The sequence below is a fragment of the Bacillota bacterium genome (genome assembly GCA_023511455.1).
Classification (GTDB): domain Bacteria; phylum Armatimonadota; class HRBIN16; order HRBIN16; family HRBIN16; genus HRBIN16.
Window position 1 is genome coordinate 1 of the sequence record JAIMBJ010000028.1, and the last position, 21,090, is coordinate 21,090.

General features: G+C 60.2%; 20 protein-coding genes. 11 read left to right on the top strand and 9 right to left on the bottom strand.

Features of this window, described 5'->3' with window-relative positions; translation table 11 throughout:
* The 4 genes from K6U75_13185 to K6U75_13200 all read left to right on the top strand — a co-directional run.
* The coding region (locus tag K6U75_13185) for a hypothetical protein (GenBank protein MCL6475993.1) at positions 1 to 165 on the top strand (165 nt) is incomplete at its 5' end.
* Between the two features lie 78 nt (positions 166 to 243).
* Entirely contained in the window at positions 244 to 1,227 is a 984-nt protein-coding gene (locus tag K6U75_13190) for a glycoside hydrolase family 130 protein (protein ID MCL6475994.1), read from the top strand.
* 96 nt (positions 1,228 to 1,323) lie between these two features.
* Complete coding sequence (locus tag K6U75_13195; protein ID MCL6475995.1) at positions 1,324 to 1,554, top strand: antitoxin family protein; 231 nt, start codon at positions 1,324 to 1,326, stop codon at positions 1,552 to 1,554.
* Positions 1,551 to 2,021 (top strand): PIN domain-containing protein, encoded by a 471-nt coding sequence (locus tag K6U75_13200; GenBank protein MCL6475996.1) that lies wholly within the window; start codon positions 1,551 to 1,553, stop codon positions 2,019 to 2,021. The genes K6U75_13195 and K6U75_13200 overlap by 4 nt, the downstream gene beginning before the upstream one ends.
* A gap of 43 nt (positions 2,022 to 2,064) precedes the next feature.
* Here K6U75_13200 and K6U75_13205 read toward each other — a convergent pair whose 3' ends face one another.
* Both K6U75_13205 and K6U75_13210 read right to left on the bottom strand, forming a co-directional pair.
* Entirely contained in the window at positions 2,065 to 3,123 is a 1,059-nt protein-coding gene (locus K6U75_13205; GenBank protein MCL6475997.1) for a DUF1611 domain-containing protein, read from the bottom strand.
* On the bottom strand, positions 3,107 to 4,162 hold the full coding sequence (locus tag K6U75_13210; protein MCL6475998.1) for a dipeptide epimerase: 1,056 nt from the start codon (positions 4,160 to 4,162) through the stop codon (positions 3,107 to 3,109). The genes K6U75_13205 and K6U75_13210 overlap by 17 nt, the downstream gene beginning before the upstream one ends.
* A 103-nt stretch (positions 4,163 to 4,265) precedes the next feature.
* On the opposite strand from K6U75_13210, the gene K6U75_13215 reads away from it, so the two are divergent.
* A complete protein-coding gene (locus tag K6U75_13215) occupies positions 4,266 to 5,414 on the top strand; it encodes a Gfo/Idh/MocA family oxidoreductase (protein ID MCL6475999.1) in 1,149 nt (382 codons plus the stop codon).
* 42 nt (positions 5,415 to 5,456) lie between these two features.
* Here the strand turns inward: K6U75_13215 and K6U75_13220 are convergent, their stop codons facing one another.
* Together K6U75_13220 and K6U75_13225 are read right to left on the bottom strand one after the other, a co-directional pair.
* Entirely contained in the window at positions 5,457 to 5,984 is a 528-nt protein-coding gene (locus K6U75_13220) for a thioredoxin family protein (protein ID MCL6476000.1), read from the bottom strand.
* The gene (locus K6U75_13225; GenBank protein MCL6476001.1) at positions 5,965 to 6,309 is read right to left on the bottom strand and encodes a DUF2703 domain-containing protein; all 345 of its coding nucleotides are present in this window, start codon (positions 6,307 to 6,309) and stop codon (positions 5,965 to 5,967) included. The genes K6U75_13220 and K6U75_13225 overlap by 20 nt, the downstream gene beginning before the upstream one ends.
* 173 nt (positions 6,310 to 6,482) lie before the next feature.
* On the opposite strand from K6U75_13225, the gene K6U75_13230 reads away from it, so the two are divergent.
* The 4 genes from K6U75_13230 (at position 6,483) to K6U75_13245 (ending at position 11,087) form a co-directional block, all read left to right on the top strand.
* Positions 6,483 to 7,769: a TldD/PmbA family protein gene (locus K6U75_13230; GenBank protein MCL6476002.1), complete on the top strand. Its 1,287-nt coding sequence runs from the start codon at positions 6,483 to 6,485 to the stop codon at positions 7,767 to 7,769.
* A 69-nt stretch (positions 7,770 to 7,838) separates the two neighbouring features.
* Entirely contained in the window at positions 7,839 to 8,903 is a 1,065-nt protein-coding gene (locus K6U75_13235; protein ID MCL6476003.1) for a peptidylprolyl isomerase, read from the top strand.
* A gap of 128 nt (positions 8,904 to 9,031) precedes the next feature.
* A complete protein-coding gene (locus K6U75_13240; protein ID MCL6476004.1) occupies positions 9,032 to 10,198 on the top strand; it encodes a Gfo/Idh/MocA family oxidoreductase in 1,167 nt (388 codons plus the stop codon).
* Positions 10,199 to 10,355: 157 nt separating this feature from the next.
* On the top strand, positions 10,356 to 11,087 hold the full coding sequence (locus K6U75_13245) for a hypothetical protein (protein MCL6476005.1): 732 nt from the start codon (positions 10,356 to 10,358) through the stop codon (positions 11,085 to 11,087).
* 16 nt (positions 11,088 to 11,103) lie between these two features.
* On the opposite strand, the gene K6U75_13250 is transcribed toward K6U75_13245, so the two are convergent.
* Both K6U75_13250 and K6U75_13255 read right to left on the bottom strand, forming a co-directional pair.
* Positions 11,104 to 11,379 (bottom strand): acylphosphatase, encoded by a 276-nt coding sequence (locus K6U75_13250; protein ID MCL6476006.1) that lies wholly within the window; start codon positions 11,377 to 11,379, stop codon positions 11,104 to 11,106.
* Between the two features lie 5 nt (positions 11,380 to 11,384).
* The gene (locus tag K6U75_13255) at positions 11,385 to 12,257 is read right to left on the bottom strand and encodes an HDOD domain-containing protein (GenBank protein ID MCL6476007.1); all 873 of its coding nucleotides are present in this window, start codon (positions 12,255 to 12,257) and stop codon (positions 11,385 to 11,387) included.
* A 148-nt stretch (positions 12,258 to 12,405) separates the two neighbouring features.
* Between K6U75_13255 and K6U75_13260 the strand changes: the two genes are divergently transcribed.
* Positions 12,406 to 13,713, top strand: a complete 1,308-nt coding sequence (locus tag K6U75_13260) for an MFS transporter (protein ID MCL6476008.1) — start codon at positions 12,406 to 12,408, stop codon at positions 13,711 to 13,713.
* A 2-nt stretch (positions 13,714 to 13,715) separates the two neighbouring features.
* Here the strand turns inward: K6U75_13260 and K6U75_13265 are convergent, their stop codons facing one another.
* Complete coding sequence (locus K6U75_13265; GenBank protein MCL6476009.1) at positions 13,716 to 16,040, bottom strand: DUF4962 domain-containing protein; 2,325 nt, start codon at positions 16,038 to 16,040, stop codon at positions 13,716 to 13,718.
* A gap of 14 nt (positions 16,041 to 16,054) precedes the next feature.
* A complete protein-coding gene (dgoD, locus tag K6U75_13270; protein MCL6476010.1) occupies positions 16,055 to 17,173 on the bottom strand; it encodes a galactonate dehydratase in 1,119 nt (372 codons plus the stop codon).
* Between the two features lie 122 nt (positions 17,174 to 17,295).
* Between dgoD and K6U75_13275 the strand changes: the two genes are divergently transcribed.
* Positions 17,296 to 18,633, top strand: coding sequence for a beta-glucosidase (locus tag K6U75_13275; protein MCL6476011.1), 1,338 nt, complete (start codon positions 17,296 to 17,298; stop codon positions 18,631 to 18,633).
* A 96-nt stretch (positions 18,634 to 18,729) separates the two neighbouring features.
* On the opposite strand, the gene K6U75_13280 is transcribed toward K6U75_13275, so the two are convergent.
* Entirely contained in the window at positions 18,730 to 21,033 is a 2,304-nt protein-coding gene (locus K6U75_13280) for a hypothetical protein (protein MCL6476012.1), read from the bottom strand.
* Positions 21,034 to 21,090 lie beyond the last annotated feature (57 nt).

A 21,090-nucleotide genomic window follows, 5' to 3' on the forward strand; every position in this document is an offset into this window, starting at 1 on the left:
GACTGCACGAAGCGCACAGACTGGCACGGCGGGGGTATCAACATGGTGTTTGCGGATGGTCATGCCCGCTGGGCGCCGCTGGGTGGCATCTACTACCGCAACTGGAAGCGGGATATGCCCGAGTGGCATCCGAACTGGAACAAGCCCATCACGCAGGACTGGTAGCTGTACCCGCAGGCAGGAAGTGTTTTCCTCCTTGTGTAAGAGTCATGTGACGCAAACATTGCACAGGGAGGACGAGCCATGGCGGTTAGGATCATCGGAGAGAACCTGCCGAACATCCCGTGGGAAGACAAGCCCAAAGGCTATTCCGGGGTCATGTGGCGCTACAGCAAAAATCCGATTATCCCTCGCAACCTGCTGCCCACTTCCAACAGCATCTTCAATAGCGCGGTGGTGCCGTATCAGGGCGAGTTTCGGGGTGTGTTCCGCTGCGATGATATGCGCCGCTACATGCAGTTGCACGCGGGGCGCAGCAAGGATGGCATCCACTGGGAAATCAACCCCGAACGCATCCACTTCGTGGGGAAGGCGGCGCAGGAGCTGGGCTGGGAGTATGGCTACGACCCGCGCGTGGTATGGATCGAAGACCGTTACTGGGTGACGTGGTGCAACGGCTACCACGGACCCACCATCGGCGTGGCGTGGACGCAGGATTTCGAGACCTTCCACCAGCTGGAGAACGCTTTCCTGCCCTACAACCGCAACGGGGTACTGTTCCCGCGCAAAATCAATGGCAAATACGCCATGCTGAGCCGTCCCAGCGACCGCGGGCACACGCCTTGGGGTGACATGTTCTATAGCGAAAGCCCCGACATGATTCACTGGGGATGCCATCGGTTCGTGATGGCGCCTGCGGGCGGATGGCAGAGCACGAAAATCGGCGCAGGTCCCGTGCCTATCGAAACGACCGAAGGCTGGTTGCTTATCTATCACGGCGTATTGACCTCGTGCAACGGCTTTGTGTACAGCGCGGGGGCGGCGCTGCTGGATTTGGAGAAACCCTGGAAGGTAATTGCCCGGACTGCCCCCTACATCATCTCCCCACAGGAGCTGTACGAGTGCGTGGGCGATGTGCCGAATGTGGTGTTTCCGTGCGCCGCGCTGGCAGATGCTGCTACGGGACGAATTGCCGTCTACTACGGCGCAGCGGATACGGTGACCGGACTGGCGTTCTGCCTGGTGGACGAGCTGGTGGAGTTTACGAAGCAAAACTCGCTGGTGTAATCACCTGCCCCTCCTGTCGCCGTTGGCGGTGGGAGGGGGTGGTTTCTTGAGCCCGGTCACCTTTGTGTGCTACTATAGAAGTGCGAGGTGATAGGAATGTCCGTCAAGGTGATTCAAGCCGAGTATGACGGGAAGGTGCTGATACCCAGTGAACCACTGGACCTGCCTGCTGGTGCGCGGGTCCGACTTGTGGTAGAAGTGGAAGCAGATGAACAGTTGCGAAGGCTCCACCGTCTATGGAAATACTTTGAAGACCATCCTGTAGATGCCCCCAGCCTATCGGACGAAGACCTTCGGCGCGAAAACCTGTATGAGGAACGGGTATGAAAGCTGTGCTGCTGGACACAGGGGTTCTACTGCGGGAAAGGCATGTCACTGATGCTAAACATGCACTGGCGGTCAGAGCCATTGAAGGTTTGGTCAAAGCCGGCTGGAGCGTTCGTGTCGCTCCGCAATGCCTGCAAGAGTACTGGGCGGTTGCGACCCGGCCCGCGGAAGCCCGTGGTGGATTGGGATTGACCCCTGAGCGAGCGGCTATGGACATTGAGCAGATCCTTTCTGTGCACAACCTGTTGACCGAGACCCCCGACCTGTTTGATGAGTGGAGAAACATTGTTACTCGTTACCGGGTCAGCGGTCGCCAGGTTTGGGACGCCCGCTTAGCGGCAATCATGCGTCTGCACGGATTACGCCATTTGCTGACATTCAACCCACAGGATTTTCATCGCTTTGATTTCCTGCGTGCATGGCTTCCTGAATCGGTGGACGCTTTAATGCAAGAGGAACCCGGTTAACACAGGAACTGATTCGCACGGGCTGGAGTCTGCTGCTACACTATCAGACAGGTTTTGAGCCCTTCAACATCGCATCCAGCAGTTTCTCTGCGCCGTAGCGGACGGCGTCCGTGCAGGGCAGTCCCGTTTCCGCCTCCACCTGAGCAATCGCCGCTTGCGCCTCGGTGTCGGACAGGTGTGCGGTGTTCAGCGCGATGCCCACCACGGGGGCAGGCGCGAACGCACCCCCTGCCGAAGCAACCATTTCGTAAAGGCGCACCACCTCGGTGAGCGGCGGGATGGGCACATGCGGATAAGTGCGGATGTGCGTCTGCCCCGCGCGATGCACCAGAATCTGGTGCGTGGGTTGTGAGCCGCGAATCAGAGGTAGGGTCGCCGTGGAAGCAGGGTTGAGCAGCGAACCCTGCCCCTCGATAAACAGTATCTCATGCTCGCGCCCATAGCGCAGCACGACCGCTTCCACCGCCCCTGCCGCAAAATCCACTCGCACGGCGTCCAGCGGCACGCCGTCTCCAGCGATCATGATGCCCGTCTGCCCCGATGCGACAAACGCCGAGCGCAGTCCCCGTCGTTTTGCTGCCTGGTGTAGTTCAAGCGCCGCCGACATCTTCCCAATCGCCATGTCGGTGCCCACGGTCAGCACGCGCAGGCAGGACAGTTCTCGCGCCGCGCCGCTGCCCAGCTGCAAGCCAGACGGTTCTTTACGGATGTCCCAGACCCACTGCCCTTCGCGCAGCTGTGGCTGGATGTCGGGGTGATCTGCCATTGGGGTGTGCAGTCCGTTGACGATGCACAGTCCCGCCGCTACTGCTTCCTTCACTTCCTGCCACCAGGCTTGGGGGAGCGCGCCTCCAGGTGGTGCGATGCCGGTGACCAGTATCTGCGGCTGGTAGCGTAACGCCTCGCGCAGAGATGCCACAATCGGCACGTCGCGGGGGATGCCGGTTAACTGCGGGATGGAACCGCCAGCGCATTCCGCGTCGATGACCGCCACTATTTGGGCTTCGCTGTAGCGTAGCAATGCCAGCCCCGTCTTGCCGAACTGCCCGCGGATGCCCCCGTGCTGCAGGATGGCGACGCGATGCTCAGGCAGTATCCTCACGGCGTTGCACCCCCAAGCCGGGCAGGTTGTTCGGCATGACTCTACCGTCCTGCCATGTTGCTCCCACGAAGGGGTCGTCCACGAGATTCAGGTGGCTGTCCAGGTCCAGATGGTCTGCCAGCGGCGAAAGGTGCGCAGCAGCCGTAATGGAAAGACTGCTGTCGGAATAGCAGCCAAACATCACCTGCAGTCCGCACGCCCGCGCCGTATGCACCATGCGGTATGCTTCGCTCAGCCCTCCACACTTCATCAGCTTGATGTTCACTCCATGTACGCGGTCGGCAAGCCGCGCTACGTCCTTACTGTGGAAACAACTCTCATCCACAAAAACAGGCAATGGAGACTGCTGATACAGTTCCATGAGGGCGTCTTCCTGACCCTTTGGCAACGGCTGCTCCACGTACTCCACGCCCCGCTCCGCCAGCCAACGGCACATGGTGATGGCGTCCGGCAGACTCCACCCGCCGTTGGCGTCCACGCGCAGCGTCACTCCCTCGGGCGCCTCTTCCCGAACCGCCTCGAACATCGCCTGGTCTGCCTCGATACCGTCCGGACTGCCCAGCTTGACCTTCAACGCTTTCGCATCGGTGAGTGCGAGCCAGTCGCGCACGCGCTGACGCGCCACGTTGGGGGGATTGATGCCGATGGTCACTGTGGTGGGCACGATGCGCTCGCGCTGCAGCCCCCAGAGCCTCCACAGGGGCAGCCCCACCCGCTTGCCCAGCCAGTCATGCAGTGCAATGTCGACCGCTGCGCGCAAGGCGTGCGGTATGGCATGGGTTTGCAAAACCTGCTCGATATGCTGCCGTTCGAGCGGATGCAGCGGTTGCAGCAGGGTAACCACCTGCCCGGCTGCTTCGAGCAGGTGTTCGGTGTTCTCGCGGTACGCACCGATGGAGAAAGGCGAGGCTTCACCCCAGCCCTCGATGCCGTCCGCCTCGATGCGCAACCAGAGATTGGTTGTCTGGGCAGTGGTGCCCCGACTGATGGTGAGCGGGAATCGCTTATGCACCGTGAAGGCTTCGTACGACACGCGCATAGTGCCTTCAGTTTTCCACATGGAGGCAGCCGGTTCCTGCAGAAGGAGGTTACACTCGGTGTACAGAATACATTGACCAGAGTAACGAAGGAGGTGAGCGAGAATGCGCAAGGTCAAAGCGGCGATTATCGGCACGGGCTTTATCGGACCGGCGCACGTGGAAGCCGCACGCCGACTGGGTTTTGTGGATATGGTGGCGCTGTGCGAGAAAGACGAGGAGACCGCGAAGGCGAAAGCGGCACAGCTGAACATCGATCGGGTTTACTGGAACGTCGACGACCTTCTCGACGACAGGGAGATCGAGGTCGTTCACAACTGCACGCCCAACAATCTGCACTTTGAGGTCAACCGCAAGATTATCGAGGCGGGCAAGCACGTGATTTCCGAGAAACCGCTGGCGATGAACTCCAGCGAGTCGCGCCAGCTGGTGGAGATGGCGAAGAAAGCTGGTGTTGTACACGCGATTAACTTCATCTATCGCTACTACCCGCTGGTGCGCCATGCCCGCTCAATGGTGCAGCGCGGGGACGTGGGCGAAATCTACCACGCGAACGGCTCGTACACGCAGGACTGGCTGTTTCTGCCCACCGACTGGAACTGGCGTCTGGTGCCCGAGCTGAGCGGCGAATCGCGGGCGGTGGCGGACGTGGGCTCGCACTGGTGCGACTGCGTGCAGTATGTCACCGGGCTGAAGATTAAGCGGGTATATGCGCATCTGCACACCATCCACAAGACCCGCATGAAGCCCAAGAAGGAGCTGGAGACCTACGCGGGCAAGGTGTTGCAGCCGGAAGACTACGAGCCGGTACCCATCCACACCGAAGACTACGCGACGGTCGCCTTCGAGTTTGAGAACGGCGCGGTGGGCTCGTTCACCGTGTCGCAATGCTTTGCCGGGCGCAAGAACCGCATGTTCTACGAAATCTCCGGCAGCAAGTGCTCGCTGGTGTGGGACCAGGAGCGACCGGACGAGTTATGGGTGGGCTACCGCGAGAAGGCAAACGAGATTGTGATGCGTGACCCGTCGCTGTTGACGCCCGACGCACGTCCCTTTGCGCACTATCCGGGCGGGCATCCAGAGGGCTACCCCGATGGGCTGAAGAACTTCCTGTGGCGCGTATACTCGGCGATTGCCGAAGGGAGCAGCGAGTGGGACTTCAGCACCTTCGAGGACGGGCACATCGAGATGGCAATCGTCGACGCGGTGCTCGCCAGCCACCGCAGCAAGCAATGGGTGGAGGTTACTCCGTAACCGAGGAAAAGCCGGTGAGGAACGCTCCTCACCGGCTCGCGTTCACTTCCACTTTACCGTGCAGCCCACCGGCTCGGTCTCTTTGACCGGCGGTTCCTGACCGTTCAAAAGGGCGTTCAGGGCGTCGCGGAGATACTGCTCCTTCACGTCAGCAGGGTTCTCCCAGTTGTCGTCCAGTCGTCCGTGGTAGCGCAGCACGCGATTCGAGTCGAACACGAAGAACTCCGGCGTGCGCGTTGCCCCGTAGGCGCGGGCGATTTCCTGCGACTCGTCGTGCAAGTAGGGGAAGGGATAGCCTTTCTCCTTTGCCCTCTGCTGCATGTGTTCGAAGCTGTCCTCAGGATACTTCACCGCGTCGTTCGCGTTGATGGCTACGAACGCCACTTTGTCTGCAAACTCCTTCGCCAGCGCGATGGTGCGGTCTTCATAGGCTTTCACATACGGACAGTGGTTGCACCAGAACACCACCACCAGCACCGGCTTGTCGGCAAAGTCGGCAGGGGAATAGGTCTTGCCGTCCACGCCCGGCAGGGCGAAGTCCACGATGGGTTTACCCAGCTCCAGCGCCATGTGTCTTGTCCTCCTCCTGTTTGACTTGACGAATGACTTCCCGAAGCATCATTCGCGACGGAAGGGGGGAAAGCCTGCCGTCCTCGTGCCGGAAGGTGCGGCAGGTGAGGCGGTAGGGCAGATGGGGCTGCGGGTCGACCTCCACTCCGTTGAAGCGGATGGTCGGCGAGCCGATGAAGCGATGTCGCTCCGCCTCTTCCTCTGTCTCGATACGGATGACCTCTATCTCCGCGTCCACGCCCTCTGCCTCCAGCGCCTCGCGCAGCAGTTCCATCGCCCGCTCATGTGATGGGCAATCCGGGTAGTAGAGTAGAGTGACCTTCATGACCGTTTTGCCTCTCCCTCTTTGTTATACCCCAAAAGGTGCTGGCATTGTGGTATGAGATGCTGCCCGATCAGTCGGAAGTCGCGGGCAACAGGTGACAATGCGTGTCTCTCTTGCCCGCCCGCGCTCCATCGTGATACAATAGGCTTGCATTCCCGAAACGGAGGCGACGGATGAACGAGAAGGAAGCGCGACAGATTTGTGAGAAAGCGCTTGCCTTGAGCGAGGCGGAACATGTGCAGGTGAACCTGACAGGCACGCGCGAGGCGTCTACCCGCTATGCCAACAACGAGATTACGCAAAACGTCGCGAAGGCGCAAACCACCCTGCGCGTGCTGTGCGCGTATGGCAACAAGGTCGGACGGTGCAGCACGAACCGTCTGGATACCGATTCCATCCGCGAGGCGGTGAAGCGCGCGGAGGAGATGGCGCGGGTTGCGGAACCCGATACCGAGTTTCTTCCCCCGCCGGAGCCTGCCGTATATCGCCCGGTGCCGGCGTACGCGGACAGTACCGCACACGCCACCCCCGAGGACCGCGCCCGTGTGGTGCGTCAGGTGATTGCCGAGGCGAACGCGCGCGGTCTGAAAACGGCGGGCAGCTTCGCCACCAACACTTACGTCAGTGCCGTTGCCAATAACTGTGGGCTGTTCGGCTTCCACACCGCCACGCAAGCTTCGCTCATCTGCACGATGATGACCGAAGACGGCAGCGGCTGGGCGGAGCAGACGCATGAGGATATGGTTACCATTGTGCCGCAAGCAGTTGCGCGGCGGGCAGCGGACAAGGCGGAGGCAGCGCGCCATCCACAGGAGGTCTCCGCCGGCGATTACACCGTGGTCCTGGAGCCCGCGGCGGTCGCGGAGCTGCTTGCCTATATGGCGTGGAGCATGGACGCTAAGGCAGCGGACGAGGGAAGGTCGGCGTTCTCCGGCAAAGAGGGAAGCGCAGTCGGCAATGCCCTGATAACCCTGCAATCTCTGCCCACGCATCCAGAATGTCCTGCAGAACCGTTCTTTGAGGACGGGATGCCCACGCCGGACGTCACGTGGATAGAGAACGGTGTTCTCAAAACGCTGGTTTACAGTCGCTACTGGGCGCAGAAGCAGGGCAAGCCCTTCACCGGCTATCCGTCCAATCTCATCCTGCAGGGCGGAAGCCATTCGCTGCAGGATCTTATTGCACAGGTAGATGATGGGCTGCTCATCACCCGTTTCTGGTATATCCGTTACGTAGACCCCATGCAGCTGCTGCTGACCGGTATGACGCGCGATGGGGTCTACCGGATACAGGGTGGTAAGGTCACCCACGCGGTCAAGAACCTGCGGTTCAACGAAAGCCCGCTGGTGGTGATGCAAAACGTGCGATTGCTGGGTACACCGCAGCGGGTGGAGGGCAGTATGCTCGTGCCGCCGATGGTGGTGGAGAATTTCACCTTCAGCAGCACGACCACCTTCTGAGGAGGGCACAAAGGGAGACCGCCTTTGCGTAACGAAACATGGTATGCATCCAAAAAGTGAGGAGGAGCCATGAACAGAATCTGGCTGAATGGCATCGTAACCGTCTCGGTATCTCTATCGGTGGTCGCTGGTGCCTGGGCGCAGGCAAAGTCCACCGCACAGAAGCCTGCAGCTGCGCCCAAGCCTGCACAGAAACCGGCTGCGACCAAAAGCGCCGCATCTGGAGCCCAGACTGTGGTCGGACGGGTGGGCAATTCGGTCATCACGCGCGACGATCTGCTGAAAACGCTGGAAGCCTGGTACGGTCCACAGGCGGTGGAGGAACTGATTTCGCTCAAAGTGGTGGAGCAAGAAGCGAAGAAGTACGGGGTAACCGTCACCCCGGCGGAGATCGGGCAGCGCTACAATGAGGCGATTGATGGGATGCGCGCCCGTGTGCCACCCGGCGCGGATGTGACTGTGGAGCTGGCGAAGCAGGGCTGGACGAAGGCGCACATGGAAGCGGTGCTGCGGCGTGCGCTGTTGCTGGAGAAGCTGGTCGCTCGCACCGTGCGGGATACGGACTTCATCCAGGCGCGGCATATCCTGATTCAGCCCCAAATGCCCACCATCACGCCCGACCAGAACGTGAGCGCGGAGGAGCGTCAGAAGATGTTTGCCGAGGCGCGCGCCAAAGCAGAGGACGAAGCCAAAGCGAAGGCAGAGAAAATATACGACGAGATCAAGGGAGGTAAGGACTTCGCCGAGGCGGCGAAGGAGTACTCGGACGACCGCTCGAACAAGGATAAAGGCGGCGATTTGGGAGCCTTTGCGCGGGGCATGATGGTGCCTGAGTTCGAGCAGGCGGCGTTTGCGCTGAAGCCGGGTGAAATCAGCCAGCCCGTGAAAACGCCCTACGGCTGGCACATCATCAAGGTAGAGAAGCTGGGCAAAGACATTCCGGCGGTGGAGAAAGCGCGGTTGACGCAGATTATCGTGCGGCAGCGCATGGCGCAGTACTATCAGGACCTGTTGAAGCGGGCGAACGGGCAAAACCTGCTGTTACCGAAGCCATCGGCATCCGGACAGCAGCCTGCGCCGTCTACTCAGACCGGACCGGGTGCTATACCTGTACCCCCGCCGCCGAGCAGATAAAACGGATGTCGCCACCGGAGGACGTGCTTCGTCGGGATGACGGAGCGCATTCCTCCGGTGAGGGCAATAGCGTTCCACAAACAACCGTATCGGCTCATTAAATCTACCTGGTGTGAGGAGGAGCAACCATGAGCAAGCGCAAGCTGAACGTGGCGCTAATCGGCTACCAGTTTATGGGGAAGGCGCACAGTAACGCCTATCGGCAGGTTGCCCGCTTTTTCGATGACCTGGAAGTGGAACCGGTGATGAAGGTTATCTGCGGGCGTAACGAGGAGAACGTGCGCAAAGCCGCGCAGAAGTACGGCTGGGAGGAGTACGACACCTCGTGGGAGCGCGTGGTAGAGCGCAAGGACATCGATCTGGTGGATGTGTCGGTACCCGGCAACATGCACGCCCCGATTGCCATCGCGGCGGCAAACGCGGGCAAGATGGTGCTATGCGAAAAGCCGCTGGCGAACACGCTGGCGGAAGCGCGGCAGATGTATGAGGCGGTGCAGAAGAACAAGGTGCCCAATGCCCTGTGTCACAATTATCGCTTCGCACCCGCCGTGCAACTCGCCAAGCAGTTGATTGACGAAGGGCGCATCGGCAAGATTTATCACTTCCGCGGTACCTACTTGCAGGACTGGATTGTAGACCCCAACTTCCCGCTGGTGTGGCGACTGCAGAAGGAGGTTGCCGGGTCAGGAGCGCATGGCGACCTGAACGCACACCTGATTGACATGGCGCGTTTCCTGGTCGGAGAAATCGCCGAAGTATCGGGTATGATGGAGACCTTCATCAAACAGCGGCCGAAGCTGGCGGCGTCCGATGACCGTTTGGGCGGAGTTGCCAGCAGCGAAATGGGCGAAGTAACTGTGGATGACGCCGCGCTGTTCCTCGTACGCTTCGAAAACGGCGCCATCGGCAGCATCGAAGCCACCCGCTTCGCGCTGGGACGCAAGAACTACAACCGCTTCGAGATTAACGGAAGCAAGGGTAGCCTCGTTTTCAACATGGAACGCATGAACGAACTCGAGGTTTACCTGCAGGACGACCCACCACACATTCGGGGATTCCGTGTGGTGCAGGCAAGCGACAGTGTACACCCCTTCATGAGCGCGTGGTGGCCCGTCGGGCACATCATCGGCTACGAACACACTTTCATTAACCTCGTCTATTCTATGCTGAAGGCGTTTGACAAGGGCGAGGAGTTCAAGCCCAACTTCGAGGACGGCGTGCGCAATCAGGCGGTGCTCGAAGCGGTAGATGTCTCCAGCCAGCAGAGACGCTGGGTAAGCATCTCCGAACTGTAGACATGGTATGGGGCTCGCGGTTCCTGCAATGCCGCGAGCCCCTGGATGCTCCTCGTAAACAGAGTGGAGTTTGGCCTTCCAGAAGGATAAAGAGGCAGGACTCCCTTTCTCCTTCGCCGAAACAAAAGGCAACATCACCATAAAGGGGGTGGTTCCCATGGCGACCGTGGTGGTCAGCGTGGACTGCGCGGCAGCGAACCAGGGGCGATGTTACACGCCCGAGCTGGTGCGCGTTGCCGAAGAGTTCCACGTGCCCATGACCTGGCTGATTACCGTTTCGGCAAACGACCCAATGAGTAACGCCATGCTCTACCACGCGGAGTACCTGCATCGTATCCCCTCCTGGCACGAAATCGGTTTGCGCGTGCACTTTCAAAGTAACGGCACCCCGATTACCGACGGGCGTGAGCGTGGTATGTTGATTCAGGAGGGTAAGGACCTGCTCAAACAGTGCCACGTCAAACCAACGGCTTTCCGCGCAGCAGACCACATGCTGCAGGTTTCGGATTTGCGCTATTTGGAAGATATCGGCATAGTGGTGGACGGTACGGTGGCTCCGGGTGTTGTGTTCGAGGGCAGAGTAGACTGGAGCGATGCTCCCACTCAGCCCTACCGTCCTGCCTACGACGATCTCAAAGCGCGTGGTGACGCCAAATTGCTGCTGGTGCCAGTGGCTACTTATGGGGGGCAGCTTGCCAGTCTGGATATGGAATGGGATGCGCTGGAGAGCATTCTGGATTACCACCTGCGGAACAGTGAGGTCATCAGCATCACCGCGCGCGACTGGGCAAACGGGGTGGCGAACTGGCGACGGTGCGCCCAGTACCTGCGTGAACGGGGTTGCCGCTTCGTCACGCTGTCGCAGCTGGCTTCGGAATGGAGCAGGTAAAAGGGAGGTTGGGGGGCTACCACGCAATGTGGAAACCGTTTTCGACTCCTGTGGCATCCCCCCACTGAACTGATACATCGGTGACTCGCGCTGCAGGAGGACCCTGTTGGAGGAGGGAGAGCAGCTGGTTCAGTGTTTTCTCGTCGCCTTCCGCGACAACTTCTACCTGACCGGAGGGCAGGTTGCGCACTGTTCCGCTCACTCCCAGCGCGCGAGCGTATCGCAACACGAAGGCGCGATAGCCGACGTTCTGCACTCGCCCTGAAACCAGTACAACCATCTTTTTGCGCATGGCGGTTAAGTTACCCCGAAGGCTGCTTGCGCCTCGATAACCTCCTTTGCCACAGCGAGGCGTATCGGTTCATATTGTTCTTCGGGGATAGCCAGAAACTCCTTCACGGTGGCGTTCATCTCGTGCTGGATACCAGGTATCAACACACCTATCTCTGCCTGATTGACCAGACAGTTCGCGGCGTGTACGAGAGCAGCAACCTCAAACAGGTCCTGTTCCGCTTGCAGGGGAGCGTGGTGCAGGGCGATGCCAGCGCGGACAGTGGCAGGCAGGTTCCACTTTTCGGCGGCAAAATCACCCAGCTCGGCATGAGTGGTACCCAGCACCCGCGTTTCCAGCGCCAGCACATCCTCTTCTGTGCCAAGGGTTATCTCGGCACTGCGCGAGATGAAAACGTCCATATCTTCTGGCAGGAACTGATCGGCAATCAGCTTGCCGATGTCGTGGAGCGGTCCGGCGAGAAACACCTCCTCGTCCCATTTAGAGCGCTTGAGGCGAGCCAGCACCCTGCCCGCGATAGCGGTAGCCAGTGAATGCCTCCAGTACTCCTGCCGGTTGAAACGCGAATTGCGCTGACGCGCGTGCACCATGGCGTGGAAGGTCAGTGACATCACGATGGTGCGAATGGTGTTCAATCCGAGCACCGCGATAGCCCGACTGATGCTGGATATTCTCCCATTCCCACCGTAGTAGGCAGAGTTCGCCATGCGCAGTACTTTGGCGGCGAGGGCGGCATCCTGAGTGATGACCCGTTCGAAGTCACGAGTGGATGCCCTGGGGTCGTCTATCAGCCGCATGACCTGCACGGTAACATGCGGCAGGGGTGGAAGACCCACCGCGCGCGATATTCGTATGCCTAAAGCCTCCTTTGCGTTCACATTCTCCATTATCGGAAGCGAAGGCGCAGGTGTGCAGAGCGAACAGAGGGTCTTCCGGATAGAATCGCAGCCTCCTGTCTCTCAGTCTGTAGGATATTTCCATTGCGTCGCGAAATCCTTATCCAGATTCCTTGTGAGAGGTGAGGAGATGCAGCCTTCTGAAGAGGTTACTGCTAAACGCTGGTATCAGGGGTTAACAGGTTATCACTGGCTGGTATTATTTGTAGCGTCGTGCGGCTGGCTGTTCGATACGATGGACCAGTGGCTGTATGTGTTGTCACGTCAGCCGGCTCTGCGTGAGCTGTTAGCCCGCGAGGGTATTGCGCCTACTGACGCCAACGTGGGTTACTATTCAGGGATTGTGCAGGCGATTTTCATCGCCGGATGGGCGACCGGCGGCTTTTTGTTCGGTATTATTGGTGACCGTCTCGGACGCACCCGCACGATGGCGATAACGGTGCTGATGTATGCGGGTTTCACGGGCTTAAGCGGTCTCTCTCAGACATGGGAGCAGTTCGCCGTGCTTCGTTTCTTGACGGGGCTGGGTGTAGGCGGTGAATTCGCCGCGGGGGCGTCTCTGGTGGCAGAGGTGTTTCCATCGCACGCGCGGGCGACGGCTCTGGGCATCATGCAGGCGTCATCCGCGCTGGGCAACATGCTTGCGGGCGTCATTAACCTGACCGTTGCTCCCACCTGGGGATGGAGATGGGTGTTTGCAGTGGGGGTAACCCCGGCCCTGCTGGTGTTTGTCATTCGTCTATTTGTCAGGGAGCCGGAACGCTGGGAGGAAGCGAAAGAGCGTGCCCGTATGGAGAAGAAGCAGTTGGGCGCACTGAGCGAAATGTGGCACACGCCCCTTTTGCGGCGCAATCTGCTGGTCGGCATCGGGCTGGGGGCAGTTGGAATCGTCGGGTTCTGGGGTATCAGCACCTGGTCGCCCGACCTGTTGCGCAATCTGTTGAACCCCAACAACCTTCCAGAGCTCAAGCCGTATACAGACCGAATGGTGAGCTATGGTGCGATGGCGCAGAACGCTGGCGCGTTTTTTGGCAGCCTGTTTGCGGCGTGGCTGGCGCAGCGCGTGGGAAGGCGTTTTGCAATAGGAACAGCGCTCCTGTTGTGTTTGGTCATTGCACCCGCTACGTTTCACCTCACCCATTCATTCCTGACCGCGATGATTTTCTTCCCGCTGCTGGGGTTCAGTATGCTGGCGTTGCTGGGGTGCTACGCGGTCTACTTCCCGGAGATTTTCCCCACACGCTTGCGGGCAACGGGCACGGGCTTTTCGTATAATGTCGCACGCTACATCGCGGCAATAGCGCCGTGGACTTTCGGCACGTTGCGTGCGCACTACGGTATTGAGCAGGCGGCTACTATTATCTCAGCGGTCTTCCTGCTGGGCTATGTGGTATTGCGCTGGGCGCCAGAGACGAAGGGCAAACCGCTGCCCGAGTAGGGCTATGGTTTTCCCAGCAGCCACTGTCTGCTGCCGCGTTGCGCCTGGGCGAAGTGCCGAAATCGCCAGCCGCCGATGGATGCCTCTGGAACACCGGCGCGACGGATAGCAACCGTCAGGGGCGTGCCGTCCGCTGCGACTGTGCGGATGAGCAGAGCGGTGTCGTTCTCTTCTACCTCCATCTCTGCCGGTGGACGGCGCGTCTTCCGGTATGGTCGCACCACGGTGAGCGTGAACACCTCGCTGTGTGGGCGGACGGTGCTGGCTTCCACGTGCCACTGGTTGGGAAAACCGCCGCGACCGACGGAGCGAAGGTATTCAGCATCTGGGGGAGGGGTGTATCCGTCCCACTGGCGCATCCGCAGCGGCGATGGGGCAATGTAATGGATGTATGCTCCTGCCTGCTCACGCTCGATCCTCAGGCGTTGCTGGCGTGGTTCCACCTCGAAAGGCGCGAGCGCGTGGAGCATCCATGCAAAGCGGCGCGGTTGGTCCGCAACCGCTTCGTCCACGAAAACGACCAGGTCGGGCTTCACGAAGACCACATGGCGGACGTAGTGACGCAGTTTGTCCGCGTAGGCTCTGGTTGCTTCACCCGCAATATAGTCCGCGCCCGACTGCAAGTCATCAGCGATAATCCTGCCAAAGGGGTCTGGCGAGTGGGATACCTGTCCTTCGCCATCCACCAGCATGGCGTTTTGGGCAACCGTGCTCCAGCACCACTGCGTGTGGAACGGGCTACCGTGTAAGTCGCGGTATACACAGTTGGTCAGCAGGCATTCGCCATACGCATTGAGTGTGAAAGAATTGTGCGGGTCGTGTCCGTGGCTTTGCCTGCCAAAGGGGCTGCTCTTAAACCGTATCTGTACGTTGTCGCGGGAGTCCATCAGATTGCTATTGAGTACGGCTACCCCGATGCCGCGGAACACTCTGGATGGCGGCAGGTCGCGCGGCGGTTTAGGAGCCACGCTGGGCAGAGTATTCCACAACAGGTTCAACACCGGTTCGCTGGATTGCAGCTGGATGTTCCACTGTTGTGTCCACCATTTCCAGTAAGGATTACCCATTTTGTGGGCAAAGTAGGCAGCGAAGCTCCAGCCCGATGAAGGGTGACCGTGCGACAGGTCACCGAATCCCATGTCGGGCGAGCCGGGCGGGGCAGTATACAGGGCATAGTCGCCAGCGCGGTTGAAGAAGGGTTTGCGGAAGGAGTCGATGCCCAGCGCTTTCTCTGCTACCTCCGTCCACCAGACAATCTTGGACATGTATCCCGCCCAGTAAGACAGTCCCTCGTGCCAGCCGCCGTCATCGTCGCTCCATACCGGGTAAGCGGCGAAGAACTTGTGCACAGCATAGTCCAGCCACATCTCCGCTTCGGGGACCTCTCCGAGCAGGGCGATGGCGCATTCCGCCAGCTTGTGCCAGGTGCGGTTGCCATGGCTATCATAAGGGCGAGACAGGTGTCCGTTGCCTTCCTGTACCTCCCAGCTGCGCCAGGCGTCGGTGGCACGGCGCAGCATGACGGCTCGCACCCGTTCGCGTTCCTGCTCGGTGAGGGCGTAGTATGCCCAGTCGTAAGCGCGTGGCAGGCGATGCAGCATCGGCTTTGCCGCCTCACAGTTGATGGCAAAGTTGTTAGGTCCGTCGGGATCCCATGCGGCAAGGTGCATCACCCATCGACGGGCAGGCTCGGCATAACGGTTATCTTCTGTAAGCAGGTACAGAAACGCCAGCAGCTCTGCCTCCATACACGCTTTCACCGTTTGCTCGCGGTTTGACCACCAGTACTGGCGCGTTTGAGGGTCGCGTGCGCTGGCTTTAACGGCAGGCTCCGGCGTGGGACCCTCCCTGAGTAGTCGTTCCGCCTGCGTCTGCAGGTTTTGCAGGAACCGCCTGCCTTCGCGCTGAGACCATTCCCGCAGGGCAGGGAGGTCCGCCGCCCGCACGAAGAGCCGGGGATGGGCGCTGCCGATGCGCTCTTTCATCTGCGCAAGCGTGGGTTGCGGAAAGAGCACAGCCCGGGAGCTCACCGTAAACTCCCGTATCTGGCTCCACGAGGAGACCTCACCGTTGCGGGTGCGTATCCGATAGCGCCAGTAGTACTTGCCGGGCTTCAGAGGCTCATGATGGGTGTATACGCACCAGCGGTGCTTTTCCACAGTCACAGCGTCGCTCACATCGCGCCGTGTCGCCCACTGCACGTCGTAGGATGCCGCCTCGCGGCGGTGTATCCATGTGAGCGAGGGCGGGTTCACCGCCACGGTGCTGCCGTTCTCTGGACGGTAGCCCCACTCGCCGGGCATGGGTTGTCTGTCCGGAGCTTGCATCGAATACCTCCCTGTTACCACTCCGCGATGGAGCCGTCGTCGTGATGGAAGAAGCCGCTGCCCGGGTCGGGCTTGGGAGCGAGCGGGTGTTCGCGCAGGTAGTCTTCGTCTACCTCGACACCCAGTCCGGGTGCGGCGGGCACGTCGATGTAGCCTTCACGCACGGTGAAGGGATTCTTCAGGTAGCCGTCGCCGAGGTGCACGAACTCCTGAATCACGAAGTTCGGTGAGCAGGCAGCGACCTGCAGACACGCGGCAAGGTTCATCGGTCCGTATGGGTTATGGGGCGCCAGCGCAACGTAGTATGCTTCCGCCATTGCGGCGATGTGGCGGGTTTCAAAGATGCCGCCGCAGATGCACGGGTCCGGCTGTAATACCTGAGCGGCTCTCTTCTCCAGCACCTCACGGAAACCAAAGCGGGTAAACAACCGCTCACCGGTCGCGATGGGGATGACCGCTTTGCTCGCGACAGATGCCAGCGCGTCCACGTTTTCGGGCAGTACCGGCTCTTCGATAAAGAATGGGCGATAGGGGCGCAGCTCATACTCCAGCTGCGTGGCAATGGCTGGGGTGGCGCGACCGTGAAAGTCCAGCAGGATATCCACTTTGTTCCCTACCGCTTCGCGCGCGGCTGCCACCAGCTCCACCGCCGTTTCAATGGCCATGGGGCTTTCCAGCGGATGCAAGGCAGGCAAAGGACAGAACTTGACGGCGGTGTATCCTTCCTCCACGCGCTGGCGCGCTTGCTCGGCGATTTGGGTCGGCTCGTAACTGCCGATGTGCCGGTAGACGCGGATACGCTCGCGCACTTTACCCCCCAGCAACTGATATACCGGCACGCCCAGCCTTTTGCCCTGAATATCCCAGAGCGCCATCTCGACGCCGCTGATGGCTGCGTTCAGCACGGGGCCGCCCCGCCAGAAGGCATGACGATACATCCGCTGTACCAGATGGATGATACGGGCGGGGTCTTCACCCAGTAACACGTGTTCGTAAGAGCGCACCGCCTCCGCAATCACGAATGCCTTGTCGCCAAGGCACTCGCCCCAACCGGCGATGTCCTCATCCGTGCTCACTTTGACGAACAGCCAGCGCGGCTCGACCGCAAAGGTTTCAATATTTGTGATACGCACCTCAGTGACTCCCCTGGAAACATCGCTAATCTTTTCCACAGACTCGCGCGTTCTCCTCTTGCCTGCTCTGCGTCTTTTCGGTAGAATGTCATCTGAAAGGTTTAAGTTCAAGGAGGGTTGGTATGTCTGTCCTGCGCTTTCCTGATGGATTTCTGTGGGGAGCCGCAACTGCTTCCTATCAGATAGAAGGTTCTCCGCTGGCTGATGGCGCCGGAGCTTCTATCTGGCATCGTTTCTCCCACACGCCGGGCACGACGCATAACGGAGACACCGGTGATGTTGCCTGCGACCATTACCGTCGGTGGCAGGAAGATGTCGCGCTCATGCGCGAAATGGGCTTGAAAGCGTATCGTTTCTCTATCAGCTGGTCTCGCGTTCTTCCCGAAGGCAAAGGTGCGGTCAACCCTGCAGGGCTGGATTTCTACGACCGTCTGGTAGATGCGCTGCTGGAGGCGGGCATCCAGCCGATGATAACGCTTTATCACTGGGACCTGCCGGGGGCGTTGCAGGACCTGGGCGGCTGGGCGAATCGTGAAATCGTCAACTGGTTCGGCGACTACACGCAGGTTGTGGCGCAGCGGCTTGGCGACCGGGTGCGCCTGTGGGCGACGCTTAACGAACCCTGGGTGTTTACGTTTCTGGGTTACGTACAGGGCTATCATGCGCCCGGCATGCGTGACCTGTGGGCGGGGCTTCGTGCCGTACATCATGCCTTGCTGGCGCACGGCGAGGCGGTTGCCCGTATGCGCACCATTTTGCCGGAGCAGGCTCGGGTGGGCATCGTGCTGAATCTCGCGCCACAGCATCCTGCAACCGACGGCGAGGAAGACAGAGCCGCGGCGGAGCGGGTACATACGATGAACAACGCCTTGTTTATGGAACCGCTGATGAAGGGTAATTATCCTGCACTGGCGGAGCAGATGTTCGGTTTCGCGTGGCCCAAGGTACAGAGTGGAGACATGGAGCGCATTGCTCAGCCTATCGATTTTATCGGCGTCAACTACTATTCGCGGGGCATTGTGAAGCATGGTGAGCACGGCTACCTGCGGGCGGAAGGCGTTGGCAACGAGGGCGCCCTGTATACCGACATGGGCTGGGAGGTGTATCCGGACGGGCTTTGCGAGATTTTGCAGTGGGTTCACTCCGAAGCACCGCAGCTGAGCCTGTACGTGACCGAGAACGGGGCGGCGTTCCGTGACGAATTGCAGGATGACAGGGTGGCTGATGGACAGCGGCTGGAGTACCTGCGCCAGCACTTTATGCAGGCGCACCGGGCGATTCAGGATGGTGTTCCGCTGAAGGGGTATTTCGTCTGGTCACTCATGGACAACTTCGAGTGGGCATACGGTTACTCCAAGCGCTTTGGCATCGTCTACGTGGATTACGCCACCCAGCGACGTATCTGGAAAGACAGCGCACGGTGGTATCAGCAGGTCATCGCGGCGAACGCCGTGGAGTAGCGTCGTCTCTTCGTTACTTCAGGAGGGCGAACCTTCTGGTGAGCCGAAAAACACGCCAAACGGCTTGGAAGGAGTCTAGCCCTCCTTGAAGTCGTCCTACGATGTGTTCTCCAGTGCGAACGAAGCTTGCTCGTGGTAATCGTAGGACTCTATGCGGAAGCTACCCGTAAAATGCTTCGCCCGCACATGCAGGTACGCCGAGAAGGTGCACCTCTCGTGTGTGGCAGGGAAGCCGGGCCATGGTCCCAGCAGTTGTCCGACGGTCAGAGAGCCGGATGCTTGAGCCGCAGCAGGTGGTTCTCCAACGTCTGCAGTGCCAGAAGAGAAGGTGCCGCCCGGGCCGTTGAGTCCGCGTCGCCACGTGAGCGAATAGGACATCATGAAAGTGTTGTTGGGGTTGGATACGCCTCGGGGATGGTAGGCGCGGAATCCTGCCGACACATTCGTCCCTTCCGGTCCGCTGATGAATTGACACTCTTCGCTGCTCGGGATGCCGTTCCGCCGGATGTCCACGATGTCCCCCTGCACCGGGGTGTTGTCTATCCAGAACACGCTCACCACATCGGCAAAGGGCACATTATCGGTGGAGTTGGTGTCGCCCTGCCGCCAGCGGCGGAACTGGAAGTTACGGGCGGTGCCCGGGTCGCTGGCTGGAGCGGAGCTGGGTTTGATGCGGTTGCCGGAGGCGTCAAACAGCTCCAGAACGAGCATGTATCGTCCTGGATTGAACAGGGTAGTGTTCCACACCTGGTGATATTGCCCGCTCAGCCAGTAGTTGCCGCTGCTCCAGTAGGGTATGCGAACCAGTCCCACCTGCCCCCCGACGTCTGCCGGGTTCGCCGAGAGGGCTTCGGCAGTGACCTTCCATTCGCCTCCGACAAACACGAAACGGTTCCATGCCACCGGAGCGTCAAGGACAGTCGCGCTACCAGCGGGCGCGCCGCTGCTGTCGACGGGCACCACCGACAGGCGGTAGTACTTCGCCACAGGTTCCATCTCCGGAGAAATCCAAAGCCGGATGCCCAACGAGCCTCCCCATGGACAATCGGGCGCGTAGGAGGTGGTGAACGTACCGGAGGTGGCACTCAGTGCACCGGTTCGGGATAGGCCGGTTTGTGTGGGGAAGTTAAAGTGGCGCGAGCCGGGACTACCGATGTACTCCACCATTGCGAAAGGTATCCCTTCAGAAGGTGGTGGGTCGCCCGGTGCGGAACCGCACACCAGCGCACGCCAGTGCCAGGTGCGGATGTCTGCAGGTTCTCCCGCTGCAAACCAGTTGTGCGATGCCACGCCGTCGTAAACGGTGACCCAGCTGCCCTGAATGCGCTGACGCACCTTGAAGGCGAAGGTGGTGTGGCAGGTTGTACCGGATGGTGTGAGCCTTCGCGGGCGCAGGTAGCAGAAATCAAACCTTCCGCCCGGCTGCAGAGGGGTTTCGCCCACCTTGCGCATGGAACAGGTACAAATCAGTCCCGTGAGATAGGGACGAGCCAGCACATACTGCTCCGCCTGCTGGGTGCTCATGCCGGCGAGTGCCACATAATCTGCGTACAGGCGTTCGGCGGGCATCGCGGCAACCTCTGCGGGTGCAGTCGCAAGCCGTCGGCGCAGGTCAGCCACCTGCGAGCGGATACCTTCCTGTATCTGCGGTCGTACCGCCTGCCGTAGCGCTGTCAGCTCCAGCCGCTGGGTAAGTCTGCCGAGATTGCTCACCACAAACGGACTGGGGTCAGGACCGGGCGGAAAAGGACCCGGTGGGTCCACCGGCAGTGGGTCGGGTAGCGGGATGGGAATGACTTCCAGGATGTCCCGCAGGCGGTCTAACAGGTCAGGGATACGTATGCGGGTGCAACAACATACCCGCTCGTAAATCTCCACGATGCCGTCACACAGGGGCAAACAGTGTACGGGCACGAGGGTATGCAGCTCTGGCTGGTACGTCAGGCTTTTGAGCGTGATATTACGCGACAGGTTCAGCCCGGAAACCAGGTCTATCCTGTCGAGAATGTCCCACCACCATGGGCGACATTTACGGGCAGTGCCGTTGACACACACGAACTCGAACAGGAACCGTTCCCAGATGTCCCGTCCGATGATCAGTCCACGCTCCCGCCAGATGGGAAAGGTCACATCGGGGCGAAAGGTAACCAGGCTTTCAGCGGTCAGTTGCGCGAGGTCGGTAACGTCGGGCCCCAGCGCGATAGCGGGTAGTCTTTCCCACTCTGCCTGTACATCGAGGCGGTCTTTATCGACGCGGGCGAGCTTCCGCACCGGTTTACCCACCAGGTCTACCTCGTAAACGGCGATTGCCGGCGCGGTCTCCTCTGGCTTGATGCCAGCAATCTGCACCCGTGCGCTGAATGCAGCCTTCGCACGCTGCGTCTCCTGTCCTTCCTTCATGCAAATCGTCTCCTTCCCGAGCAAAGATTAGGGTGGCTACGCGGCTACCCTGTTAGA